Origin of the sequence: Kitasatospora sp. NPDC058444, assembly GCF_042721415.1 — a bacterium.
Classification (GTDB): Bacteria; Actinomycetota; Actinomycetes; order Streptomycetales; family Streptomycetaceae; genus Kitasatospora.
In genome coordinates this window covers 148,710-170,818 of the sequence record NZ_JBHXLL010000015.1, presented here as the reverse complement: position 1 = coordinate 170,818, position 22,109 = coordinate 148,710, and the positions used below count along the sequence as shown (strand labels likewise).

General features: G+C 74.7%; 23 protein-coding genes. 14 read left to right on the top strand and 9 right to left on the bottom strand.

What is annotated here, in order from left to right; all coding sequences use genetic code 11:
• Positions 1-18: 18 nt before the first annotated feature.
• Both ACFWP2_RS18355 and ACFWP2_RS18350 read right to left on the bottom strand, forming a co-directional pair.
• Complete coding sequence (locus tag ACFWP2_RS18355; RefSeq protein WP_380452422.1) at positions 19-318, bottom strand: hypothetical protein; 300 nt, start codon at positions 316-318, stop codon at positions 19-21.
• A gap of 58 nt (positions 319-376) precedes the next feature.
• Positions 377-1,414, bottom strand: a complete 1,038-nt coding sequence (locus ACFWP2_RS18350) for a Ku protein (RefSeq protein WP_380452420.1) — start codon at positions 1,412-1,414, stop codon at positions 377-379.
• Positions 1,415-1,561: 147 nt separating this feature from the next.
• On the opposite strand from ACFWP2_RS18350, the gene ACFWP2_RS18345 reads away from it, so the two are divergent.
• From ACFWP2_RS18345 to ACFWP2_RS18335, 3 genes are all read left to right on the top strand, one after another.
• Entirely contained in the window at positions 1,562-1,807 is a 246-nt protein-coding gene (locus tag ACFWP2_RS18345; protein ID WP_380452418.1) for a hypothetical protein, read from the top strand.
• Between the two features lie 265 nt (positions 1,808-2,072).
• Positions 2,073-3,512, top strand: coding sequence for an amino acid permease (locus ACFWP2_RS18340; RefSeq protein ID WP_380452416.1), 1,440 nt, complete (start codon positions 2,073-2,075; stop codon positions 3,510-3,512).
• Between the two features lie 169 nt (positions 3,513-3,681).
• Positions 3,682-4,896, top strand: coding sequence for a helix-turn-helix domain-containing protein (locus tag ACFWP2_RS18335; RefSeq protein ID WP_380452414.1), 1,215 nt, complete (start codon positions 3,682-3,684; stop codon positions 4,894-4,896).
• A 162-nt stretch (positions 4,897-5,058) separates the two neighbouring features.
• Here ACFWP2_RS18335 and ACFWP2_RS18330 read toward each other — a convergent pair whose 3' ends face one another.
• A complete protein-coding gene (locus tag ACFWP2_RS18330; protein WP_380452412.1) occupies positions 5,059-5,847 on the bottom strand; it encodes a S1 family peptidase in 789 nt (262 codons plus the stop codon).
• A gap of 140 nt (positions 5,848-5,987) precedes the next feature.
• On the opposite strand from ACFWP2_RS18330, the gene ACFWP2_RS18325 reads away from it, so the two are divergent.
• From ACFWP2_RS18325 to ACFWP2_RS18310, 4 genes are all read left to right on the top strand, one after another.
• Positions 5,988-6,863: an EI24 domain-containing protein gene (locus tag ACFWP2_RS18325; RefSeq protein WP_380452410.1), complete on the top strand. Its 876-nt coding sequence runs from the start codon at positions 5,988-5,990 to the stop codon at positions 6,861-6,863.
• A 537-nt stretch (positions 6,864-7,400) separates the two neighbouring features.
• Positions 7,401-8,060, top strand: a complete 660-nt coding sequence (locus ACFWP2_RS18320; RefSeq protein WP_380452408.1) for a transglycosylase SLT domain-containing protein — start codon at positions 7,401-7,403, stop codon at positions 8,058-8,060.
• A 209-nt stretch (positions 8,061-8,269) separates the two neighbouring features.
• Positions 8,270-9,274, top strand: a complete 1,005-nt coding sequence (locus ACFWP2_RS18315) for a glycosyltransferase family 2 protein (protein ID WP_380452406.1) — start codon at positions 8,270-8,272, stop codon at positions 9,272-9,274.
• A 136-nt stretch (positions 9,275-9,410) separates the two neighbouring features.
• Positions 9,411-12,317: an FAD-binding and (Fe-S)-binding domain-containing protein gene (locus ACFWP2_RS18310; protein ID WP_380452404.1), complete on the top strand. Its 2,907-nt coding sequence runs from the start codon at positions 9,411-9,413 to the stop codon at positions 12,315-12,317.
• Here the strand turns inward: ACFWP2_RS18310 and ACFWP2_RS18305 are convergent, their stop codons facing one another.
• Together ACFWP2_RS18305 and ACFWP2_RS18300 are read right to left on the bottom strand one after the other, a co-directional pair.
• Entirely contained in the window at positions 12,318-12,836 is a 519-nt protein-coding gene (locus tag ACFWP2_RS18305; protein WP_380452402.1) for a hypothetical protein, read from the bottom strand.
• Positions 12,837-12,878: 42 nt separating this feature from the next.
• Positions 12,879-13,382, bottom strand: coding sequence for a DUF1453 domain-containing protein (locus ACFWP2_RS18300; protein ID WP_380452400.1), 504 nt, complete (start codon positions 13,380-13,382; stop codon positions 12,879-12,881).
• A gap of 73 nt (positions 13,383-13,455) precedes the next feature.
• Between ACFWP2_RS18300 and ACFWP2_RS18295 the strand changes: the two genes are divergently transcribed.
• The 3 genes from ACFWP2_RS18295 (at position 13,456) to ACFWP2_RS18285 (ending at position 15,495) form a co-directional block, all read left to right on the top strand.
• Entirely contained in the window at positions 13,456-14,079 is a 624-nt protein-coding gene (locus tag ACFWP2_RS18295; protein ID WP_380452398.1) for a TetR/AcrR family transcriptional regulator, read from the top strand.
• A 32-nt stretch (positions 14,080-14,111) separates the two neighbouring features.
• Positions 14,112-14,567: a PaaI family thioesterase gene (locus ACFWP2_RS18290; RefSeq protein ID WP_380452396.1), complete on the top strand. Its 456-nt coding sequence runs from the start codon at positions 14,112-14,114 to the stop codon at positions 14,565-14,567.
• 97 nt (positions 14,568-14,664) lie between these two features.
• A complete protein-coding gene (locus ACFWP2_RS18285; RefSeq protein WP_380452394.1) occupies positions 14,665-15,495 on the top strand; it encodes an SDR family NAD(P)-dependent oxidoreductase in 831 nt (276 codons plus the stop codon).
• Between the two features lie 71 nt (positions 15,496-15,566).
• Here the strand turns inward: ACFWP2_RS18285 and ACFWP2_RS18280 are convergent, their stop codons facing one another.
• Positions 15,567-16,016: a CBS domain-containing protein gene (locus ACFWP2_RS18280; RefSeq protein WP_380452392.1), complete on the bottom strand. Its 450-nt coding sequence runs from the start codon at positions 16,014-16,016 to the stop codon at positions 15,567-15,569.
• 81 nt (positions 16,017-16,097) lie between these two features.
• Positions 16,098-17,108: a slipin family protein gene (locus ACFWP2_RS18275; protein ID WP_380452390.1), complete on the bottom strand. Its 1,011-nt coding sequence runs from the start codon at positions 17,106-17,108 to the stop codon at positions 16,098-16,100.
• Between the two features lie 179 nt (positions 17,109-17,287).
• On the opposite strand from ACFWP2_RS18275, the gene ACFWP2_RS18270 reads away from it, so the two are divergent.
• The gene (locus ACFWP2_RS18270) at positions 17,288-18,112 is read left to right on the top strand and encodes a uracil-DNA glycosylase (RefSeq protein ID WP_380452388.1); all 825 of its coding nucleotides are present in this window, start codon (positions 17,288-17,290) and stop codon (positions 18,110-18,112) included.
• Positions 18,113-18,128: 16 nt separating this feature from the next.
• Here the strand turns inward: ACFWP2_RS18270 and ACFWP2_RS18265 are convergent, their stop codons facing one another.
• Positions 18,129-19,007, bottom strand: coding sequence for a CHAD domain-containing protein (locus tag ACFWP2_RS18265; protein WP_380452386.1), 879 nt, complete (start codon positions 19,005-19,007; stop codon positions 18,129-18,131).
• 202 nt (positions 19,008-19,209) lie between these two features.
• Between ACFWP2_RS18265 and ACFWP2_RS18260 the strand changes: the two genes are divergently transcribed.
• From ACFWP2_RS18260 to ACFWP2_RS18250, 3 genes are all read left to right on the top strand, one after another.
• On the top strand, positions 19,210-19,872 hold the full coding sequence (locus ACFWP2_RS18260) for a hypothetical protein (protein ID WP_380452384.1): 663 nt from the start codon (positions 19,210-19,212) through the stop codon (positions 19,870-19,872).
• A gap of 155 nt (positions 19,873-20,027) precedes the next feature.
• Complete coding sequence (locus ACFWP2_RS18255) at positions 20,028-20,840, top strand: thioredoxin domain-containing protein (protein ID WP_380452382.1); 813 nt, start codon at positions 20,028-20,030, stop codon at positions 20,838-20,840.
• 107 nt (positions 20,841-20,947) lie between these two features.
• Positions 20,948-21,595, top strand: coding sequence for a vitamin K epoxide reductase family protein (locus ACFWP2_RS18250; RefSeq protein ID WP_380452380.1), 648 nt, complete (start codon positions 20,948-20,950; stop codon positions 21,593-21,595).
• A gap of 7 nt (positions 21,596-21,602) precedes the next feature.
• Here the strand turns inward: ACFWP2_RS18250 and ACFWP2_RS18245 are convergent, their stop codons facing one another.
• Positions 21,603-22,103, bottom strand: a complete 501-nt coding sequence (locus ACFWP2_RS18245) for an NUDIX domain-containing protein (RefSeq protein WP_380452378.1) — start codon at positions 22,101-22,103, stop codon at positions 21,603-21,605.
• Between the last annotated feature and the right edge of the window lie 6 nt (positions 22,104-22,109).

Here is a 22,109-nt window from a genome sequence, read left to right as displayed (position 1 = left end):
GGGCCCGTCCCGGCCGGGTCAGGACGCCAGGCGGTGCCGGCCCGGCCCGGGGGTCATCCAGCGGGCGAGCACGCCGAACATCGCGATGATCGTCAGGCCCCAGAAGATCGCCATCGGCACCAGCACCGGCAGCAGGCTCACCTGGGTGGCGACCATGCCGAGGCCGATCGAGAGCGCGATCATGAACGTCACCACGGTGGGGCTGAGGGTGAGCAGCCAGTGCCAGACCCGGTGCCCGAAGCCCCGGGCCTTGCGGTCTTCGGGGTCGGCGGCGGCGTCGGCCTTGGCGTCGACTTCCTGGTAGGTCAGCAGGTCCATCGGGATCGCCTCCAATGCTGGACGGCTGGGACGGGAGGAACGCCTGGCCCGGGAGGGGTCAGGAGGCCTTGCGGGGAGCCGAGGACTTCCGGGTGGTGGTCCGCTTCGCCGCCGGACTCCTGGCGGCGCGTTTCGTGGCGCCCTCGGTGGCGCCCTCGGTGGCGCCCTTCTCGGCGGTCTTGGCGGCGGTCCTGGCGGCGGTCTTCGAGCCCGCCTTCGCGGCGGTCTTCCCGGCCGCCGGGGCGGCCTTCTTGGCCGGGGCGCGCTTGCGCGGTGCGGGCTCCTCCTCGGCGCCGGCCTCCTCGCCGCCGGCGCCCCGCCCGCCCTTGGCCCGCTTGAGGCTGCTGCGCAGCGCCTCCATCAGGTCGATCACGTTGTCCGGCGCCTCGCCCGGCTCCTCCTCGTGCGGGACCTCCACGCCCTCCAGCCGCGCCGTGATCACCTGCTGGAGCGCCTGCTGGTAGTCGTCGTGCAGCTGGGCCAGGTCGAAGTCCTCGGAGAGGGTGTCCATCAGCGACCGCGCCATCTTGAGCTCCTGCGGCCGGACGGTGACGTCCCCCTCGGGCGCGATGCCGGCCACCGGACGGACCTCGTCGGGCCAGATGCAGGTCTGGAGCACCAGGGTGTTGTCGTGCACCCGCAGCACCGCGGGCGACTCCCGGGTGCGCAGCGCGATCTTGGTGACGGCGATCTGCCCGGACTCGGTGAGCGCGTCGCGCAGCAGCGCGTACGGCTTGGCGGCGGCCTTGTCGGCGACGCCCACGTAGTAGGCCTTGGAGAACATCAGCGGATCGATCTCGCCCTCGTCCACGAAGGCCAGCACGTCGATGATCTTCTTGCTGGGCAGCGGCAGGTCGGCGAGGTCCTCGTCGGAGAGCGTGACGGTCCGCCCGTCGGGGGACTCGTACCCCTTGGCGATCTCCGCGTACGGGACCTCCTTCTCCTCCCGCTCGCAGTACCGCTTCATCCGCACCCGGCCGCCGTCCTTGGCGTGCACCTGGTGCAGCGGGACGTCGTGCTCCTGGGTCGCGGAGTACAGGTGGACGGGGATGCTGACCAGCCCGAAGCTGATCGTCCCCTTCCAGGTGGTCTGCATGGGGTCGCTCCTGACCGGCGCCGGGAACCGGCCCGGCACCGAGCACGCTCGGGCTGCTCCTGCGGCATACCCCGAGAGTCCCACTCTGCCCGGATTTGCGAGGATCGGCCACACCGCGCCGACAATGGGCCGAGGAGGTCGATGCGGATGACCGCCCGGAGCCGGGAGGACCGGCAGGACCGGCGGGACCGGGGCCAGGCGCCGCCGCCCGAGCGGTACGGCTACCTGGTGACGTACGCGGTGCGGGGCGAGCCCGGCGCACGGCGCGCGGAGGTGACCGTCCTGCCCGGATACTCGCAGGAGGAGGACATCCCCCGGATCCTGGCCGCCCGACTGACCGGGCGATCGGCGGACGGGGCGGCGATCACCGTCCTCGACGTGCGGCCGATCTGACCGCCCACGTGCGGGCGATTTGAGCCCCAGCAGAGCTTGGCGACCTCTCCGAATACTGACGATGCGTCAGATCTGAGGTTTCCATGCCACCTTTCCACCCACTCTGACCAGGCCTTTTCCGTCCGGTAAGCGAACAGTTATCAAAGCATTGTTCCGATACTCGGGCGTAGAAGTTAGGTTGCGACGCAATGCGCGGGCCAGTCCCCCACCCTCCGGCGCGACGAGCCGAGGGTCGTACCGCGCTGGAAAGGCACAGGGCACCCTGATGAGTGCGGACACCACCAAGCCCACGACGGCCACGAAGCTCCCCCAGCAACCCGGACCGGTCGGACACGGCGGCGACGGCCACCTGAAGGCCGGGCTCAAGAACCGCCACCTGTCGATGATCGCCATCGGCGGCGTGATCGGCGCCGGCCTCTTCGTCGGCTCCGGCGCGGGCATCGCGGCCACCGGCCCGGGCATCCTGCTCTCCTACGCACTGGCCGGCGCGCTGGTCGTGCTGGTGATGCGGATGCTGGGCGAGATGGCCGCGGCCGACCCGCAGAGCGGCTCGTTCTCCGCGTACGCGGACCGCGCGCTCGGCCGCTGGGCCGGCTTCTCCATCGGCTGGCTGTACTGGTTCTTCTGGGTCGTGGTGCTCGCGGTCGAGGCGACCGCCGGCGCGAAGATCCTCAACAACTGGGTGCCCGGCGTGCCGCAGTGGGGCTGGGCGCTGATAGTGATGGCGGTGCTGACCGCCACCAACCTCTTCTCGGTCGCCTCCTACGGCGAGTTCGAGTTCTGGTTCGCCGGGATCAAGGTGGTCGCGATCGCCGCGTTCCTGGTGATCGGCACCCTCGCCGCCTTCGGTCTGCTGCCGGGCACCCACGCGGTCGGCACCAGCAACCTCACCGGTCACGGCGGCTTCCTGCCGCACGGGGTGGGCGCGGTGTTCACCGGCATGCTCACCGTGGTCTTCGCCTTCATGGGCAGCGAGATCGTCACCCTGGCCGCCGGTGAGTCGGAGGACCCGGAGAAGGCGGTCAGCAAGGCCACCAACAGCGTCATCTGGCGCATCGGGATCTTCTACCTGGGCTCGATCCTGCTGGTGGTCACCCTGCTCCCGTGGGACTCCGCCGACGTCAAGTCGAGCCCGTACGTGGCGGTGCTGGACCACGTCGGCATCCCGGGCGCCGGCCAGGTGATGGACGTGATCGTGCTGACGGCGGTGCTGTCCTGCCTCAACTCCGGGATGTACACCGCCTCCCGGATGGCCTTCTCGCTCGGCCAGCGCGGGGACGCGCCCAAGGCCTTCGCCACGGTGACCTCGCGCGGCGTGCCGCGGGTGGCCATCCTCTCCTCGGTGGTCTTCGGATTCGTCGCGGTCTTCTTCAACTACACCTCGCCGGACACCGTGTTCGCCTTCCTGCTGAACTCCTCCGGCGCCGTCGCGCTCTTCGTCTGGCTGGTGATCTGCGCCACCCAGCTGCGGATGCGGAAGATCATCGAGCGCGAGATGCCCGAGCGGCACACCGTCCGGATGTGGCTGTACCCGTACCTGACCTGGACGGCCATGGGCATGATCGGGTTCGTCATGGCGTACATGTTCACCGACGCCGACGGGCGCAAGCAGATGTACCTGTCGCTGGTCGCCGCAGCCATCGTGCTGGCGGCCTCGGCCGTGGTGGGCCGACGGCGGCGGGCCGCGGTGGCGGCGGGCTCCTGACCGCCCGACCCGCGCGGGAACGCCGGGCCCGGGAGCCGTTGTGGAGGCTCCCGGGCCCGGCGCCGTTCCCGGGCCGGGCAACCCCCTCGTTTGACCAAGGCACGTCAATGGGGATACCAGGGCTTGACGCTCCCCCACGAGCACTCCCCCGCCCCCTCCGGGAGACCCCGTGCCGCCCCCACCTGCCCCCACGCCGCCCCCACCGCCCCCGCCCCGCGCGGAAGCCGAGGCCGCGCGCCTTCGCTTCGGCCGTCGGCTGCGCCACTGGCGCGAGACCCGCGGCCTCAGCCAGGCCGAGTTCGGCCGGCTGCTCGGCTACCACGACTCACTGATCAGCCGGGTGGAGAACGCCCGCCGCTGGCCGCCGCCGGGAATGCCCGCCCGGGCCGACGAACTCCTGCTCGCCGACGGCGAGTTGGCGGAACTCTGGCGGACCGCCCAGCGGGAACGCGAACAGCTCGGCGAACGCGCCGCCACCCGGCCGCCGCTCACCGCCCGCGCCGCCCCGCCCGACGCCGCCACCGTCGAGGTGCTCACCCACCTGCTCGCCGTCTACCGCGCCGCCGCGGGCCGGATCGGCGGCGAGGAGCTGGCCGCCGTCCTGGAGCACCACGCCCACACCCTGCTCGGCGGGCGGCGTCCCGACCTCCGCGAGGACCTCGCCGCCGGCCCTTCGCAGGCCGCCGGCCCTTCGCGCGGGGCCGACCGTGCGCTCGCCGCCCAGTACGCCGAGCTCGCCGGCTGGGCCCACTTCGAGGGCGACCGCCACGCCCGCGCCCTCAGCTGGTACGCCACCGGACTGGAGTGGGCACGCGCGACCGGCGACCGGGCCACCACGGCCGCCCTGCTCGTCCGGCAGAGCACCCTGTACTGGTGGCACGGCGACCCCTCCACCGCACTCGCCCTGGCCGAGGCCGCCCGGACCACCGCCCCCGCCCTGCCGGGGCTCCGGGCCTGGGCCGCCGTCGCCCAGGCGCACGCCCACGCACTGGCCGGCCGGGCGCCACAGGTCCGCCGGGCGCTGGAGGACGCCCGGCGGCTGACCGACACCGCACGGCGCTCCGGCACGCCGACGTCCTGGACGGCCCGCGCCGAGCTGGTGCTGGCCGTCGCCCACGGCACCTGCCGGCGGGACCTCGCCCTGCACGCCGGCCGCACCGCCCACGCCCGCACCGCGGCGGCCCGGCTGGCGGAGGCCCTGCGGCTCCTCGACCCGGCCGCCCACCCGCGCGACCACGCCCTGGTCACCGCCCGGCTCGCCGGCGCCCACGCCCTCGCCGGCCACGCCGATGCCGCCGTCGCCCTGCTCGCCCGGCTGCCGCCGGACGCCACCGGCCGCATCGCCCGCGAGCGGCGGCGGGCCGAGGCGTGGCTGCGCGGGTGACGGCCCGGGGCGGCGCGGGTGACGGCCCGGGCCCGGCGGTGCCCGGTTCACCGCACGCGGAACGGCAGGACCGGCCACCACCTGCGGGAGTGGTGGCCGGCCCTGCCGGGTCGGTTTCAGTCGGCCCTGCCGGGTCGGTTCAGTCGGCCCTGCCGGCTCGGATCAGAGCCCGGCCGCCGCCGCCGCGATGTCGGCCGCGTAGGTGCTCACCTGGGTGTAGACGCCCGGGTAGCCCGCGCGGGCGCAGCCGTTGCCCCAGCTGACGATGCCCACCTGGACCCAGCGGCCCGCCGCGTCCTTGCGGACCATCGGGCCGCCGGAGTCACCCTGGCAGGTGTCGACGCCGCCCTGGGCGACGTAGCCCGCGCAGAGCGAGCCGGCGGCGTTCAGGCCCGGGTAGGCGCGGGCGCAGGTGGCGTCGTCGACGAACGGCACGCCGGCCTTGAGCAGGTACCGCTGCTGGCCGCCGCCCTCGCGCGCGGCGCCCCACCCCATGATGGTGAAGGTGCCCGAGTCGTTGGCGGTGGAGGTGGCGATCGGCAGGGTGGTGACCAGGCTGCTGCTCACCGGCGAGGCCAGCTTGATCAGCGCCCAGTCGTCGCCGTCCTCGGCGCCGGTGAAGGCGGGTGACTGGTAGACGTACGAGGAGCGGACCTTGATCGCGCTGCCGCTGTTCAGGTCGACCGCTCCCGCGGTGACGGTGATGCTGCTGTTGGGGCCGGTGCCGTCGACGCAGTGGGCGGCGGTGAGCACGATCTGCGAGGTGTAGAACGCGCCGCCGCAGCCCATCGAGAGCCGCACCACGAACGGGAACTCGCCCTGGGTCGCCCGCGTGCCGCCGACCACGCTCGGCGAGGGCGCGGGCGAGGCGGCGGCGGGCAGCGCGAGCACGCCGACGCCGAGCACCAGGCCGGCCAGCAGGCTCATGAATCTGCCGAGTTGACGCTTCATCAGGTCCTCCTTGCAGGTGGGGGAAGACCGAGAGTGGCCCGGCGGGCGGCGCGGCAGGAGGGGTCCGTCCTTGCCGGTCGAAACTGGCAGGAACACGGCAATGCGGGGTTCCGGGCACGGAGGCCCTAGGGTGATCGCCCATGCGAGATCTTGCGGTGGGGATGAAGTACCTGGTCCAGGGCCAGAAGTGGGTGGGCCGGCACGGCCGCTGGTGGGGCTTCGGGATGCTGCCCGCCCTGATCGCCCTGGCCGGCTACGTCGTGGCGCTCGCCTTCCTCGGCGCCTGGTCCGTGGACCTCGCGGACTGGGCGACCCCGTTCGCCGACGACTGGTCCTCCCCCTGGCGGGGCCTGCTGCGCGACGCGCTCGCGGCGATCGTCTTCGGCGGCGGCCTGCTGTTCTCCCTGCTCACCTTCACCGCCGTCACCCTGCTGGTGGGGCAGCCCTTCTACGAGGCGCTCGCCGCCGAGGTCGACAGGACCGAGGGCGGTGCGCCCACCCCGCCGGAGATCCCGGTCTGGCTGGAGCTGCTGATCGCGGTGCGCGACAGCGTGTACGTGCTGGTGCGGGTGGCCGCCTTCGGCGTGGTGCTGTTCGCCTGCGGATTCATCCCGGTGATCGGGCAGACGGTCGTCCCGGCGCTCGGCTTCCTGGTGTCCGGCTTCTTCCTGACCGTCGAACTGACGGCCGTCGCCCTGCAGCGCCGCCAGGTGCCGCAGCCGGAGCGGATCCGGCTGCTGCGCGCCCGGCTCGGGCTGGCGCTGGGCTTCGGCACACCGCTGGTGCTGGCCTTCCTGGTGCCGCTGGTCACCGTGCTCGCCATGCCGGGGGCCGTCGCCGGCGCCACCCTGCTGGCCCGCGACCTCGTCCCGCCCGCCCAGGAGGACGAGAAGGAGGAGGTCCCGGCCCCCGAGGCCCCCGCCGCCTGGCCGACCGCCGCGCCCACCGCCGGGCCCACCACGGCGCCCACCGCCACCGCGCGGCCCGTCCCGGGGAATCCGTACGCGACTCCGTGAGGCCGTCACCGCCCGGTCACGCTGCGCCGACATCACACCCGTCGACGTGTGAGCCCGCCCACAGGGGGATCGCCATCCACGATCCCCGATAGTGGACGGGCGCCGCGGAGCGCCTTCCCCGGGCCCGCCGAGGCGCCCCGGCCGCACTGCCCGCGGCCGTGCTTCACCTGAAGAACACAGGCCACCGCGCCTTCCGCCCTTGCGATCCGTCGCCTCGCCCCGGCCTCGACCTCGGGTGCGCAATACGGACAAATCCCACCAAACCCATCGCCGGGGCCCGCCGCGGCCGCCCCACGGCCACGATCCCGCGTAGTAGCGAACGCCTTTGCCACCCGTCCTCGGCCCTGCCAAGAATGGCCCGTCGCCAGGCAGCGCAGCCGACCACCGCCGCCACGCAGCCCGCCCGCCCCGCCGCTTCCGCCGGGGCGCCACGGCCGTCCAGGGCGGCCGCACGAGCCCCTCCCACCCGGAGCCCGTGCGATGCCCCGCCCCCGGTGCCACCGGCACGGCCCCCGACGGAGAAGGATCGCCCGCCCCATGCAGCTCAGCCATGCCCGCCGCAACTCCCTGATCACCGGCGTCACCACCCTCGTGGTCGCGAGCGCCGCCACTGCCGCCCTCGCCATCCCGCAGGCCGGGAACACCACCGCGGCCGCCCCCGTGGCCGCCGTCTCGGTGGACGGCGAGCCGGTCGCCGACCAGGGCCAGGCCGACACCGCTGCCGCTGCCGCCGCCGAACAGGCCGCCCAGGAGGCCCAGGAGGCCCAGGCCAAGGCCGCCGCGGACGCCGCCGCCCAGGCCCAGGCCGAGGCGCAGGCCCAGGCGGACGCCAAGGCCAAGGCGGACGCCGCGGCCGCCGCCTCCCGCTCCCAGGAGCGCCAGGACCTCAACAGCGCCCCGGCCGCCTACACCGGCACCCCGCAGCAGATCGCCGCGCAGATCGTCCCGGCCGGCCAGCTCCAGTGCTTCAGCAACATCGTGTTCCGCGAGAGCAGTTGGAACCCGCTCGCGGTCAACGCCTCCTCCGGCGCCTACGGCCTCGTCCAGGCCCTGCCCGGTTCCAAGATGGCCTCGGCGGGCGCCGACTGGCGCACCAACCCGGCCACCCAGATCAAGTGGGGCCTGAACTACATGAACACCCGCTACGGCAGCCCCTGCGCCGCCTGGTCGTTCTGGCAGACCCACCACTGGTACTGAGCCGGACCCGTTCCACCGCCCCGGGGCCCGCGACGCACCCCGCGTCGCGGGCCCCGGCGCGCATCGCCGCAGGTCGGGACGGGCGTGTGCACGTCCGGAAGGCGACGTGAAGATATGGCGCGCACTCGTACGGTTTGCCACCGATTGCGCGGAATTACGGACCGTCAGGCCTTTGCGACGGTCCGCAGGCCCTCTTACGCTCCGGCGTCATGCCCTCACCCCTGATCAGCGTCGTGCTCCCCGCCTACGACCGGCACGAACAGCTCGCCGACTGCCTGGACTCGCTGCTCGCGCAGTCCCTGGCCGACGTCGAGGTGATCGTCGTCGCCGACCGGTCCCCCGAGACGGCCGGGGGGCTCGCCGACGCGTACGCGGCCCGGCACCCGCGGGTGTCGGTGCTGCACCTGGCCGCGGCGGTCGGGGTCGGGGCGAGCCGCAACGCGGGCGCGGCGCGGGCGAGCGGCGAGTACCTGCTGTTCCTGGACGCCGACCACCTGCTGCCCCGGGACGCGCTGCGGACGCTCGCCGACCGGCTCCAGCAGACCGGGCCGGTGGACGTGCTGCTGTTCGGCCACTCCCGCCGACACCAGGACCGGGACTGGCCGGGCGGAGCCGAGGCCCTGCTCGCCGAGGCCGGCCCCGAACCGTTCGCGCCCTTCGACCGGCCCGCCCTGTTCGGCGCGCCGCCGCTGATCTGGGACCGGCTCATCCGCCGCGGCCACTGGGCCGAGCTGGGCCTGGCCTTCCCGCCCGGCCGCTACGAGGAGGTCTCCGTCGCGCACGCCGCGCTGCTCGGCGCCCGCAAGGCCGCCGTGCTGGCCCGCGAGTGCGTCCAGCTGCGCCGCCGGGAGACCGTCCACCCCGCGGGCGGCCCGGGCAGCAGCGTCTTCGACCTGTTCGAGCAGTACGAGCGCAGCTTCGCGCTGCTGGAGGAGCAGCCGCACCTGTACGCGGTGCGCGAGGCGCTGTTCGTCCGGATGATCCGGCACTACCTGTTCGTCTTCGACCTGGCCGGCTGCGTCACCCGCGCCGAGCGCCCGCAGTTCTTCCACCGCGCCGCCGAGCACCACCGCCGCTTCCAGCCGCCCGGGCACCGCCGTCCGGGCGGCCGCGAGGGAATCAAGTTCTCGCTGCTGGCCGGCGGCGCCTACCCGGCCTTCGAGGTGGCCAAGCTCTCCCACATCGCCCGCGGCACGCTCACCGGGCGGAAGTAGCCGGGCCCCGGCGGGCGGGCTGTGGCCCGTTCGGGCTACACGGCACTCCCGCGCCCCGGTCCTCCCGTCGTGCCCGGTACCGGTGCGGCGGTGCGGCTGCGATCATCGGCGGAGCCGTACTCCTGGGAGGTCCCTGGTGAGCCGTCCGTCCGCCGTCCCCGGGGCCGAGTTGGCCCGTGAGCTGGCCGCCGTGCTGCGCGGCGAGGTCCGCTTCGGCGCCGCCGAACGCACCGTCTACAGCCAGGACGCCTCCAACTACCGGCAGTTGCCGCTGGGCGTGGTCAAGCCCGCCGACCTCGACGACGTGCGCACCGCGATGGCGCTCTGCCGCGAGTACCGGGTGCCGGTGGTGGCGCGCGGGGCCGGGACCAGCATCGGCGGGCAGGCGATCGGCCCGGGGGCGGTGGTGCTGGACTTCCGCCGCCACCTCGGCTCGGTGCTGGAGCTCGACCCGCAGGCCCGCACCGCACGCGTCCAGCCCGGCACCGTGCTGGACGACCTCCAGCGCGCCGCCCGGCCGTACGGGCTGCGCTTCGGCCCCGACCCGTCCACGCACAGCCGCTGCACCCTCGGCGGCATGATCGGCAACGACTCCTGCGGCTCGCACTCGCTCGCCTGGGGCCGCACCGCCGACAACGTCGAGCGGCTGGAGCTGCTGCTCGCGGACGGCACCGAGCTGACCGTCGGCGGGCGGCTCACCCCCGCGGAGCGTGCCGCGCTCGCCGCGCGCCCTGGACGGACCGGCCGGCTCCACACCGACCTGCAGGAGTTCACCGACCGCAACCTCGCCCTCATCCGGCAGGGCATGCCCCAGCTGCCCCGCCGCACCTCCGGCTACCCGCTGGACGCGCTGCTGCCCGAGCACGGCCACGACCTGGCCCGGGCGCTCACCGGCACCGAGGGCACCTGCGCCCTGCTGCTCGGCGCCACCGTCCGCCTGGTCGAGGACCCGCCCGCGCGGGCCCTGGTGGTGGCCGGCTACCCCGACGAGGGCGCCGCCGCCGACGCCGTCCCGGCGCTGCTGCCGTACGGCCCGCTGACCGCCGAGGGCATGGCGGCCGACCTGATCGCCGCGCTGCTCGCCGCCGGTCCGCGCCCGCCCGCCCTCGACCGGCTGCCCGCCGGCGAGTGCTGGCTGTTCCTGGAGACCGGCGGCGACACCCCGCTGGCCGCCTACCAGGCCGCCCGCCGGCTGGGCGACGCGGTGCGCCGCGAGCGCTCGGCCACCGTCGCCCTGGTCACCGACCCGGTCGAGCAGCGCCAGTTGTGGGCCGTCCGGGAGGCCGGCGCGGGAATCGTCACCCGGCTGCCCGGGGGCGGCGAGGCCTGGCCCGGCTGGGAGGACTCCGCCGTCCCGCCCGAGCGGCTCGGCGACTACCTGCGGGACCTGCGCCCCCTGCTGCGCCGGCACAGCCTGCACGGCGTCCCGTACGGGCACTTCGGCGACGGCTGCGTGCACCTGCGGATCGACTTCCCGCTGGACGAGCCCCAAGGGGTGCTGGTCTTCCGGGAGTTCCTGGAGCAGGCGGCCGATCTGGCGGTCTCGTACGGCGGTTCGCTCTCCGGCGAGCACGGCGACGGACAGGCCCGGGCCGAGCTGTTGCCGCGCATGTACCCGCCCGAAGTCATCGGCCTGTTCGGCGAGTTCAAGCGGATCTGGGATCCGGAGAACCTGCTCAACCCGGGCGCCCTGGTCGATCCCCGCCCGCTCGACGCCGACCTGCGCTTCGTCACCGCCCCGCGCCGCGCGCTGCCGCTGGCCCTCCCGCACGAGCAGGACGGCGGCAGCCTGGTCACGGCGGTGCACCGCTGCGTGGGCGTCGCCAAGTGCGTGGCCCCGGGCAGCGGGGTGATGTGCCCGAGCTACCTGGCCACCGGCGAGGAGCGGCACTCCACCCGGGGGCGGGCCCGGCTGCTCGCCGAGATGCTGCGCGGGGACGCCGTCGCGGACGGCTGGCGCTCGGAGGAGGTCCGGGAGGCGCTGGACCTCTGCCTGAGCTGCAAGGGCTGCGCGAGCGACTGCCCGGTCCACGTCGACATGGCGACCTACAAGTCCGAGTTCCTGCACCAGCACTACCGGCACCGGCCGCGCCCGCTCGCGCACTACTCGATGGGCTGGCTGCCGCTCTGGCTGCGGGCCGTCGCGCTCGCCCCCGGGGCGGCCAACACGCTCGCCCGCTCCCGGGCCGGCGGCCTGCTCAAGCGGCTCGCCGGGATCGATCCGCGCCGGGTGCTGCCCGTCTTCCCGCCCGAGACCTTCACCGCCTGGTACCGGCGGCACCGCGCCGCCCACCCGGCCCCGGCGGGCGCCCGGCCGGTGCTGCTGTGGCCGGACACCTTCTCCGACCACCTCCAGCCGAACGTGCTGCGCTCGGCCGTCGAGGTGCTGGAGCACCTGGGCTTCGACGTCCGGCTGCCCTCGGGCCCGGTCTGCTGCGGCCTCACCTGGTACTCCACCGGCCAACTCGGCACCGCCCGCCGGGTGTTGCGGCGCAGCCTGCGGGCGCTGACGGCGGCCGGTCCGGCGGCGGACGGGGTCCCGGCCGACACCCCCGTGGTCGGCCTGGACCCCAGCTGCACCGCGACCCTGCGCGAGGACCTGCCCCGGCTGCTCGGCGCGCAGGGCCGCCCGCTCGCCGACCGCACCCGCACCTTCGCCGAGTTCCTCGACGAGTACACCCCGGACGCCCCGCTCCCCCGGATCCGGCTGGACGCCCTCACCCAGACCCACTGCCACCAGCACGCGGTGCTCGGCAGTGCCGCCGACCGCCGGGTGGAGGCCCGACTCGGCCTGAACAACCGGGTCCTGGACGCCGGCTGCTGCGGCCTGGCGGGCGACTTCGGCTTCGCGCGGGGCCACTTCGAGGTGTCCGAGGCCATCGCGGAGCGGGTGCTGCTGCCCGAGGTCCGGGCCGCCGGGCCGCAGACGGTGCTGCTCGCGGACGGTTTCAGCTGCCGCACCCAGATCGCCCAACTCGCCGACGGGCGGCGGGCCCTGCACCTGGCGGAGCTGATCGCCCGGGAGCTGCGCGACGAGGAGTGACTAGGGCGTGGCCCGGGTGTGCGCCGCGAGGAAGGCCCCGGCGTGCGCCGCGGCCTCCTCCCGGGACCGGTGGCCGGTGGCCGACCCGCCGGTCGTGCCGTCGGCGCCGGTGGCCGTCCAGCGCCAGCCGCCGGCGGCCGCGTCCTCGGTCAACTCGACCGTTCCGCCGAACAGTCGAAGCGATCCGGACCCCGCCGCCGGACGGCTGACGGCCTCCGGCCACTTCTTCCGGGCGCCCTGCCGGGTGATGCCCCACGCGGCACCGAGCTGTTCGTAGCTGGCGCCGTAGGAGCCCGCGGTGGCGGCCGCGCCCTCGGTGAGCCGCTTGACCTCGGCGTCCACCAGCTTCCAGGCGGACAGCACGGAGAGGGCGACCTCGACGGGCTCGGCGTTCCACATCCGCTCCGCGGGCAGACCGGTCGCGCGGGCGCGCACGGCGGCGGCGAGCGGGCCGAGGGCATCGAGAAGGGCCTTGGCCAGCTCGGCCCGTTCCTCATGGGTGATCTCCACGATCGTCATGGCGACAACTCTAGTTACCAAGACCGCTAGTGACAACCTAAGTTACCGATGGAGTCGATCCAAGGGGCTCGAAGCCCGCCGCTCGGGCGCGAACGGAGTGCCCGACGCGAGCCCGCGACCGCCCACCACCAGGGCCTCGCCCAGGAAGCCCAGACCGATCGACAGCTGGGCCGGGCGGGCGTCCGCTGCCAGGCCGAAGTGCCCGGCGAGCGCGGCGAAGCCGGCCATCACGGCGAGCGAGAGCGCCGCGACCAGGAAGGTCCGCCCGGTGTAGCGCTGCCACAGCACGCCCTCCCGCTCGTAGACCCGGATGGTGGCGCCGCGTGCCGCCCCCAGGGCGACGCCGAGCGCGGCACCCGCCGCGATCCAGCCGTAGTCGGCCGCGCCGAGGCCGTGCCGCCGGGCGAGCGCCCAGACACCGAGGCCGGTGAGGATCACCGGCGGCGCGAAGAGGTCCCGGGCGTTGAGCGGCTCACCCCTCAGCCGCCGGATCACCACCGCCACGACCACCGCGGCGATCAGCCCCGCCTGCACCCAGCCGTTCATTCCCGCTCCCCCAATTTTTGTAGCTCAACCGTGCTAAATCAGCAATTTAGCTCGCCCGTGCTATAACGGCAACATGCCGAAGATCGTCGATCCCGCCGAGCGCCGCCAGGCCGTCGCCGACGCCGTCCTGCGCGTCGCGGCCCGGGAAGGGCTGGAGCACGCCTCCCTGCGCAACGTCGCCGAGGAGGCCGGACTGGCCGTCGGCTCGGTCCGGCACTACTTCGCCGGCGGCTCGGAGCTGATGATCTTCGCGATGGGCGAGCTGGCCCACCGGATCGAGGCCCGCGTCCGGGTCCACGCCGCCGTCCTGCTCGACCCGGCCGCCGCCGGCACCGACCGGCGCGAACGGACCGTCCGGCTGCTCGCCGAGACCCTCCCGCTGGACGCCGAGCGCCGGGAGGAGTCCGCGCTCTGGCTCTCCTTCGTCACCGCTGCCCGGACCCGGCCCGACCTGCGGCCCCGCGCCGCCGAGATGCAGGCCGGACTCGACGACCTGGTCCGACGCGTCCTCACCGAGTCCGAGCGGGCCGGTGCCCTGGCCCCCGGCCTCGACCTCGACGTCGAGACCCGCCGGCTCTCCGCCCTGCTGGACGGCCTCACCCTCCAGGCCGTCCAGCACCCCGGCCTGGTCGGACCGGACGAGCTGCGCGCGGTGCTGCGCCGGCACCTCGACACCCTGGCCGCTCCGGCCTCCTGACACCGCGCCGACACCCCCGGCACAATGGCGCGATGACCCTCACCACCGCCGAGGCGGACCGGATCCTGGCCGACCACTTCGCGCCCTGGGTGCAGGACCTGGGCCTGTCGACCGTCGAGGCCGACGAGCACCACGCCGTCCTGCGGCTGCCCTGGTCCGACCGGCTCGCCCGCGAGGGCGGAGCGCTGTCCGGCCAGGCGCTGATGGCCGCCGCCGACACGGCCTGCGTGATCGCCCTCTCGGCGGCCCGCGGCGGGTTCGGCCCGATGACCACCGTCCAGCAGTCCACCACCTTCCAGCGCGCGGTCCTCGCCCGGGACGTCCTGGTGCACGCCCGGATCACCAAGCTCGGCCGCCGGATCGCCTTCCTCGACATCACACTCGTCCCCGAGGACACCGAGGACACCGAAGGCGCCGACGGCACCGCGGGCACCAGGGGTGTGGGGGAGCCCGCCGCCCACGCCACCGCCGTCTACGCCCTGGGCTGACCCGCCAGGCCCCCGGATTCCGCGCCCGGATGTCACATCCGCACGCCCCACGGTGTCTACATGCCACCAGGTCATCGGACAGAGTGGAGCGGAACGCATGAGCAAGGTCTGGTTCGTCACCGGTTCGTCCCGCGGTCTCGGCCGCGCCTTCGTCGAGGCGGCCCTGTCCCGCGGCGACCGGGTGGCCGCGACCGCCCGGGACACCGGGCAGCTCGCCGCACTGGTCGCCGCCCACGGGGACGCGGTGCTCCCGCTCCCGCTGGACGTCGCCGACCGGGCGGCCGTGCACCGCGCCGTCCTACGGGCCCACCAGCACTTCGGCCGGCTCGACGTCGTCGTCAACAACGCCGGCTACGGCCTGTCCGGGGCCGTCGAGGAACTCTCCGAGCGGCAGCTGCGCGACCAGCTGGACACCAACCTGTTCGGCCCGCTGCGGGTCATCCAGGCCGCGCTGCCGCTGCTGCGCGCCCAGGGATCCGGGCACATCGTCCAGATCTCCTCGGTCGCCGGCGTCGCCGCGTTCCCGCTAGGCGGCGGGTACTGCGCCTCCAAGTGGGCGCTGGAGGGCCTGAGCGAGGCGCTCGCCCAGGAGGTCGCCGGGTTCGGCGTGCAGGTCACCGTGGTGGAGCCCGGCAGCTACGCCACCGACGCGATCGCCTCCGCCGTGCACGCCGCGGCCGACCCGCGGTACGACGGGCTGCGCGAGGCCTTCGCCGCCCAGGCCGAGGCGCTCGACGTCGGCGACCCGGCCGCCGCCGGACGGGCGCTGCTGCGGATCGTCGACGCCGAGCGGCCGCCGCTGCGGGTGTTCCTCGGCGCCCAGGGCCACCCGATGCTGCGGCAGGTCTACGCCGACCGGCTCGCCACCTGGGAGGAGTGGGCGGAGCTCTCGACGGAGGCGCACGGCCCCACCGCCCCGGCCGCCTGACCGGGCCCGGCCGGGGCCGCGGCCCCGCCCGTCATCGGGCCGGGGCCGCGGTCCGCGTGCGCACGGCGGTGTCAGCCCTGGGCGGCCCCCGCGGGCGCCTCCTCCGCGCAGACCGCCGAGACGAACTCGGCGACCCGCGCCTGCGGCATGCCGCGCGCGATGTCCGCCTCGCTGATCATGCCGACCAGCTTGTGCTCGGGGTGGTTGATCACCGGCAGCCGGCGCACCTGGTACTGCTCCATCACCCTCAGCACCTGTTCGCAGTCCTCGTCCGCCTCCACCGTCATCGGCCGCCCCTGCGCCAGCTCGCCCGCCGTCACCGACGCCGGGTCACGGCCCTCGGCGACGCAGCGCAGCACGATGTCGCGGTCGGTCACGATCCCCAGCAGTCTGTCGCCCGGCCCGCAGATGGGCAGGGCGCCCACATGGCGATCCCGCATGATCCGGGCGGCGGCCGCGAGCGTCTCGTGCTCGCGGATGCACTCCGCGCCCGGGTGCATGATGTCGCTGGCTCTGGTCATGGTCCGCCTCCTGACCTGGCTTCCCTTCCCCTCGTCCATCGTGGTCCGGGCCGATGGCCGACGCCACCGGGGCCGGGGCGCTCAGCCGTCCCCGTCCGGGCCCGTACGGGCGCCCCGCTCGGCCCGGTCGCCCTGCTCGCCCCGTCCGTCCGGCGAGTCCGGACGGCCCACCGGCGACTTATCCAACAGATCGTCCAGGGGCTGGAGTTCGTGCCGGGGCAGCTCCGGTTCGAGTTCCTCCTCGGAGACCTCGCCGCTCTCCACCGCCTCCTCCGCGACCTTCGCCCCGGCCGCGACCGCGGCGGCCGTCAGCAGGTTCCGCTGCTGGACCTCCGTCGCACTGTCCAGGAAGCGCAGCAGCTCCACCGGGAAGGGCAGCACCAGCGTCGAGTTCTTCTCCGCGGCGACCTCCACCACGGTCTGCAGCAGGCGCAGTTGGAGCGCGGTCGGGGTCGCGCTCATCACCGCCGCGGCCTCCGACAACCGCTCCGAGGCCTGGTACTCGCCGTCCGCCGTGATGATCCGGGCCCGCCGCTCCCGCTCGGCCTCGGCCTGCCGGGCGATCGAGCGCTTCATCGACTCCGGCAGCGCGACGTCCTTGATCTCCACCCGGTCGATCTCGATGCCCCAGCCCAGCGCCGGGCTGTCGATCATCAACTCCAGCCCCTGGTTGATCGGTTCCCGGTTGGCCAGCAGGTCGTCCAGCTCGCTCTTGCCGATGATCGAGCGCAGCGAGGTCTGCGCGACCTGGGAGATCGCGAAGTTGTAGTCCTGCACGTTGACGGTGGCCTTCACCGGGTCCTCCACCCGGAAGTAGACCACCGCGTCCACCCGCACGGTCACGTTGTCCCGGGTGATGCCCTCCTGCGCCGGGATCGGCATCGTCACGATCTGCACGTTCACCTTGCGCAGCCGGTCCGCGATCGGCAGCAGGGCCACCAGCCCGGGATCGCGCACCTCGTCGCGCACCTTCCCGAAGCGGAAGACCACGCCCTTCTGGAACTGCTGGACGACCCTGATGCTCAGGCTCGCCCAGATCGCCCCCAGCCCGGCGAGTGCGCCGAGGGCCCCCAGCACCGCATCGACGATCATGGCGGCCTCCTCGCGGCCTGCGCGCACACCGGCGCGTCCGGCCTCCGCCGACCCTGACCGGCCGGGGACCGCCGGAGCAACTGATTCCACGCTACGCCTGCCCGGTCCGCGCCGGAACGAACGTTCCAGCGCCCCTGTCCATCCGGAGCGAACGTGCCGGAGCCCCTAGGATCTTGGCCATGCCGACCGTGGCCGCGTCCTCCTCCCCCGCCGACGACCCTGCCGACGACCCTGCCGACGACCCCGCCGGTGACCCCGAGGACCCCCGCCATCCCGCCGAGGCCGCCGTCCGGGCCGGCGCGCTCCCCGTGCTGGACCGCATCGTCACCGGCTGCCGGGCCTGCCCGCGCCTGGTGGAGTGGCGCGAGGAGACCGCCCGGACCAAGCGCCGCGCCTACCAGGACTGGGACTACTGGGCCCGCCCGATCCCCGGCTTCGGGCCGCCGGACGCCCCGCTCGTCCTGGTCGGCCTCGCCCCGGCCGCCCACGGCGCCAACCGCACCGGCCGGATCTTCACCGGCGACCCCTCCGGCGACCTGCTCTACGCCGCCCTGTACGAGCTCGGGCTCGCCAACCGCGCCGAGTCCGTGCGCCACGGCGACGGCCTGGAGCTGTTCGGCGTCCGGATCACCGACCCGGTCCGCTGCGCCCCGCCGGACAACAAGCCCAGCACGGCCGAACGCGACACCTGCCGGCCCTGGATCACCCGGGAGCTGGAGCTGATGCGCCCCACCGTGCGCACCGTCGTCGCCCTCGGCGGCTTCGCCTGGCAGGCGATGCTGCCGGTGATCGCGGACGCCGGCTGGCAGGTCCCCCGCCCCCGCCCCGCCTTCGGCCACGCCGCCCGGGCCGTCTTCCCGGCCCGCGACGGCGGACCGGACCTGCGGATGTACGGCTGCTACCACGTGAGCCCGCGCAACACGAACACCGGCCGGCTGACCACCGCGATGCTCCGGGACCTGCTGCGCGAGGCGGCCCGCTCGGCGGGGCTCCACCCGCACTAGCCGCGCGCCGCGACCGCTACCCGAAGCGGGCGAGCTTCTTCTTCCCCGCCCGCCGCCAGACCTCCGGCAGCCGTCGCCGGGCGGCCTCCTCGGTGGCCAGCTGCCGCCCGTACAGGACGCCGTAGCCGAACGGCTCGCCGCCGCCCGCCGCGTGCTCGGCCAGGGTGCTCGCGGCGACCACGGCGTCCTGGTGCTCGCCCAGCACGTCCTGGACGGCCTTCATCCGCCGGGCGTAGCGCTCGGCCCGTCCGCCGACCGCCGGGGCGGCGGTCTCCCCGGCGTAGCGGGCGCGCTTGGCCGCCTTGCGGGCCTCGTGCAGGGCGACGTTCCGCTCCCCGGGGGCGGCGGCGAGGGCCGTGCGGACGCGCTCGGCGGTGCGGTGCTGCTCGCGGGCGGCGATCCGGGAGAGCTCCGGGACGGCGCTGCGGCCGGCGCGGGGGCGCAGCGGCGGGTCGGCGAGGAGGACGGCGAGGGCGTCGCCGAGCGCCCGGCGGCGGGGACTGTCGAGGGCGGCGACCACCTCGGGCCAGATCTGCCGGTACTCGGCCGCGCCCCACCGCTCCAGCGCGCCGGCGACCCGCTGCGGCCCGCACTCGGCGGGCAGCTCGCGGGCTTCGGCGGCCAGCCGTTCGGCCAGCACCTCGCGGTCCCGGGCCCCACCGAGGGCGGCGGCCAGCCAGCGCAGCTCGGCGACCAGCTGGTCGGTGGCGCCGGGGGTGAACAGCCGCCGGAAGGTCCGCAGGGCGCTGCGCAGCCGTCGGCAGGCGACCCGCATCCGGTGCACGGCGTCCGGCTCGTCCGCCCGGACGGCGTCGTCCAGGCCGGCCAGTTCCGCCGCCTGCGCCTCGATCCTGGCGAGCAGCACCTGCCCCACCGTGGTCTCGGGTTTCGCCATGGACGCTCGCCCCCTCGTCGGGTCAGCGGGAACGCCTTCCAGGCTAATCCGGGTTCGGCCGCTGTCGACCCGCGGCACCCCTGCGGGCGACCCGGCGGGGCGGTCCGGAGAGGAACCTCGCAGGCTACTGAGCGCGCGTCAGCCGCACCAGGGACCTACGGGCCCTCGTCCCGGAGGCGAGCGCCATGACATACTCCGGAGCGTGACGACCTCCTCCCATGCGACCAGGGCCCTGCGGGCCGCGGTGTTCACCGCGCTCGCCGTGCCGATGGCCGCCCTGGGCCAGGTCGTCATCACGGGCCGCCCGCTGCCGCTGTCGCTGGTGGCCTCGGCCGGTGCCGTCGTCTTCCTGGTCGCGGCCGTCCTGGCCGGCGGGGAGCGGCGGCTGCTGCACATCTCCGGCGTGATGGTGCCGGTGGAGCTGCTGCTCAACACGACGTTCAACCTGGGCCAGGCCGGCTGTTCGCCGGTGCTGACGGGTCAGGTGCCCGCCCGCGGGGTGAACCTGCTGGTCTGTGGCGGCGGTTCGGTGGACGGCTCGCTGCTGGGCCACGCCGGGCAGTTGGCCCCCGCCGCGACCCAGCTGCTGCTCCTGCTGGTGCACCTGGTGATCGCCCTGGCCGCCTCGGCCTGGCTGCGGATGGGCGATGCCGCCCTGTCCGGCCTGGCCCGGGCGCTGTGCGCACTGCGCGAGTCGCTGGCCGGCCCGCTGCACGCCCTGGTCGTCCTGCTGCTCCCGACTCCGGTCCGTCCGGTGCTGCGGGTGCCGCTGCCGGTGTCGGACCGCGCCCGGCCGCGCCGCGAGGACGTGGTGCTGAGCCCGGCGCCCCGCCGCGGCCCGCCCGCCCTCGCGCCTGCCTGCTGATCGCCGACCCTCTCCGATCACCTCGTACGTACCCGGCCGGACGGCCCCGGTACGCCCGCAGGCAGTGCGCACGACTCCCGCGTTCACCGACCCCGCCGCACCCCCTGCGGCTTCCCGCGCGCACCCGCGCGCCGCGTACAGGAGTTGACTTCCCCATGGCTCAGGCCCCCAGCAAGCAGCAGGCCAAGCGCATCACCGCCCGTGAGCGGATGCAGGAGGCGAAGCGCCGGGAGCAGCAGGCCGCCAAGCGCCGTCAGCGGATCGTCGTGACGGTTTCCGCGGTCGCCGTGCTGGCCCTCGCGGGCGGCGTCGCCGTCGCGATCAACTCGGCCTCCGACAAGAACGACAAGTCCTCCGCCGCCGGTGCGGCGACGCTGGTGGTGCCCGCCAACGCCTCCGGCCCGGACGGCACGGTGATCACCTACGGCAAGGCCGACGCCCCGCACACCATGGCGATCTACGAGGACTTCCGCTGCCCGGTGTGCAAGCACTTCGAGGCGGCCAACGGCGAGACCGTCAGGAAGCTCACCGAGGACGGCCGGATCAAGGTGGAGTTCCACCTGGCGGCGTTCCTGGACAAGAACCTCGGCGGCAAGGGCTCGCGCACCGCGCTGGCCGCCGCCGGCGCCGCCCTGAACGAGGGCGTGGACAAGTTCAAGGCGTTCCACGACGTGCTGTACGCCAACCAGCCGGACGAGCGCGAGGACGCTTTCGGCGACGTCAACCACATCCTGGACCTGGCCGGCCAGGTGCCCGGCCTGAAGACGGACGCCTTCGTGAAGGCGGTGACCGACAAGACCTACGCCCCGTGGGCGGCCAAGGTCTCCGACGCCTTCAACGACAGCGGGGTGACCGGCACTCCGACCGTCAAGGTGGACGGCAAGCAGATCCCGCTGTTCGCCGGCAACGCCGTCGTCCCGGCCGAGCAGTTCACCGCGCAGGTGAAGCAGGCCGCCGGCCTCCAGTAGGCGCCCCGCGCTCCGCGCCCGCTCCCCCGCACCGCACGGCACCACCCGGCCCGGCCGAACTCCCGGCCGGGCCGGCTCCTCCCAGCCAGCCACCGGAGTGTGCTGCCATGTCCGCCGCAACGATGCACCTGTCCCGCTCCGCCCCCGACGACGCCGGCCGGGCCCCGGTCGGCGCGAGCCGGGCCCACGCCCTCCTGCTGTTCCTCGGCGGGCTGGTCGGGCTGGCCGCCTCGGCCGTCCTGACCTTCGACAAGCTCCGCATCCTGGAGAACCCCTCCTACGTCCCCAGCTGCAACATCAACCCGGTGATCAGCTGCGGCTCGGTGATGCGCACCGAGCAGGCGGAGGTCTTCGGCTTCCCGAACCCGCTGCTCGGCCTGGCCGCCTTCGGCGCGCTGGCGGCGATCGGCGCGGGCCTGCTCGCCGGTGCCGCCTACCGGCGCTGGTTCTGGCTGGGCCTGAACGCGGGCACCGCGCTGGGCGTGGTGTTCGCGCACTGGCTGATCTACCAGGCGCTGTACGACATCGGCGCGCTGTGCCCGTACTGCATGGTGGTGTGGGCCACGGTGGTGGTGCTGTTCTGGTACACGACGCTGCACAACCTGCGCACCGGCGTGATCCCGGTGGGCCCGCGGGCGGCGGCGGTCGTCCGGGAGGCGTCGCGCTACCACTGGGCGCTGCCGGTGCTGTGGGCCGCGGTGATCGGGCTGCTGGTCCTCAACCGGTTCTGGTACTACTGGAGCACGCTCCTCTGATCTCGCGTCACCCCACGTACCCGTCCGAGTGCAGCAGGGCGGCGGCGCCGGTCCGCCGGGCCTCCAGGGCCGCGGTGAGCCGGCGCGCCGCACCGGGCTGCAGCAGGACGGCCGCCCGGGCCGGGGTGAAGTAGCCGTGGTCGGCGATCTCCTCGACCTGCGCCCGGACCACCGCCCCCGGTGCGACCGTCCCGCCGTCGAACATGAACTGCACGGCGGGGTGGGCGTGTTCGCCCTGGTCGGGGATCGCGTCGCGCCACTCCACCACGAGCAGTCGCAGCGGACCGGCCAACAGCCCGGTCTCCTCGAGCAGTTCGCGGGCCGCGCACTCGGCGGGCCCCTCCCCCGGGTCCATCCCGCCGCCGGGGAACTGCCACTGGTCGCGGTAACTGGCCTTCAGCAGCAGGACCTTGCCCGCTTCGTCGGTGAGCAGCACGCTGCACCCGACGTAGGCGCGCACCATGGCGGCGAGCCACTCCTCCTCCGAGAGTGCCCAGGTGTCCGTCATCGCGCC

Excerpts from the sequence above, each read along its gene's own strand:
- ACFWP2_RS18315 (WP_380452406.1), top strand. The coding sequence starts at position 8,270 with ATGCCCTCACCCCTGATCAGCGTCGTGCTCCCCGCCTACGACCGGCAC.
- ACFWP2_RS18275 (WP_380452390.1), bottom strand. The coding sequence starts at position 17,108 with ATGATCGTCGATGCGGTGCTGGGGGCCCTCGGCGCACTCGCCGGGCTG.
- ACFWP2_RS18325 (WP_380452410.1), top strand. The coding sequence starts at position 5,988 with ATGCGAGATCTTGCGGTGGGGATGAAGTACCTGGTCCAGGGCCAGAAG.
- ACFWP2_RS18285 (WP_380452394.1), top strand. The coding sequence starts at position 14,665 with ATGAGCAAGGTCTGGTTCGTCACCGGTTCGTCCCGCGGTCTCGGCCGC.
- ACFWP2_RS18350 (WP_380452420.1), bottom strand. The coding sequence starts at position 1,414 with ATGCAGACCACCTGGAAGGGGACGATCAGCTTCGGGCTGGTCAGCATC.
- ACFWP2_RS18280 (WP_380452392.1), bottom strand. The coding sequence starts at position 16,016 with ATGACCAGAGCCAGCGACATCATGCACCCGGGCGCGGAGTGCATCCGC.
- ACFWP2_RS18295 (WP_380452398.1), top strand. The coding sequence starts at position 13,456 with ATGCCGAAGATCGTCGATCCCGCCGAGCGCCGCCAGGCCGTCGCCGAC.
- ACFWP2_RS18355 (WP_380452422.1), bottom strand. The coding sequence starts at position 318 with ATGGACCTGCTGACCTACCAGGAAGTCGACGCCAAGGCCGACGCCGCC.
- ACFWP2_RS18330 (WP_380452412.1), bottom strand. The coding sequence starts at position 5,847 with ATGAAGCGTCAACTCGGCAGATTCATGAGCCTGCTGGCCGGCCTGGTG.
- ACFWP2_RS18340 (WP_380452416.1), top strand. The coding sequence starts at position 2,073 with ATGAGTGCGGACACCACCAAGCCCACGACGGCCACGAAGCTCCCCCAG.
- ACFWP2_RS18250 (WP_380452380.1), top strand. The coding sequence starts at position 20,948 with ATGTCCGCCGCAACGATGCACCTGTCCCGCTCCGCCCCCGACGACGCC.
- ACFWP2_RS18270 (WP_380452388.1), top strand. The coding sequence starts at position 17,288 with ATGCCGACCGTGGCCGCGTCCTCCTCCCCCGCCGACGACCCTGCCGAC.
- ACFWP2_RS18300 (WP_380452400.1), bottom strand. The coding sequence starts at position 13,382 with ATGAACGGCTGGGTGCAGGCGGGGCTGATCGCCGCGGTGGTCGTGGCG.
- ACFWP2_RS18255 (WP_380452382.1), top strand. The coding sequence starts at position 20,028 with ATGGCTCAGGCCCCCAGCAAGCAGCAGGCCAAGCGCATCACCGCCCGT.
- ACFWP2_RS18245 (WP_380452378.1), bottom strand. The coding sequence starts at position 22,103 with ATGACGGACACCTGGGCACTCTCGGAGGAGGAGTGGCTCGCCGCCATG.
- ACFWP2_RS18265 (WP_380452386.1), bottom strand. The coding sequence starts at position 19,007 with ATGGCGAAACCCGAGACCACGGTGGGGCAGGTGCTGCTCGCCAGGATC.
- ACFWP2_RS18345 (WP_380452418.1), top strand. The coding sequence starts at position 1,562 with ATGACCGCCCGGAGCCGGGAGGACCGGCAGGACCGGCGGGACCGGGGC.
- ACFWP2_RS18290 (WP_380452396.1), top strand. The coding sequence starts at position 14,112 with ATGACCCTCACCACCGCCGAGGCGGACCGGATCCTGGCCGACCACTTC.
- ACFWP2_RS18320 (WP_380452408.1), top strand. The coding sequence starts at position 7,401 with ATGCAGCTCAGCCATGCCCGCCGCAACTCCCTGATCACCGGCGTCACC.
- ACFWP2_RS18305 (WP_380452402.1), bottom strand. The coding sequence starts at position 12,836 with ATGACGATCGTGGAGATCACCCATGAGGAACGGGCCGAGCTGGCCAAG.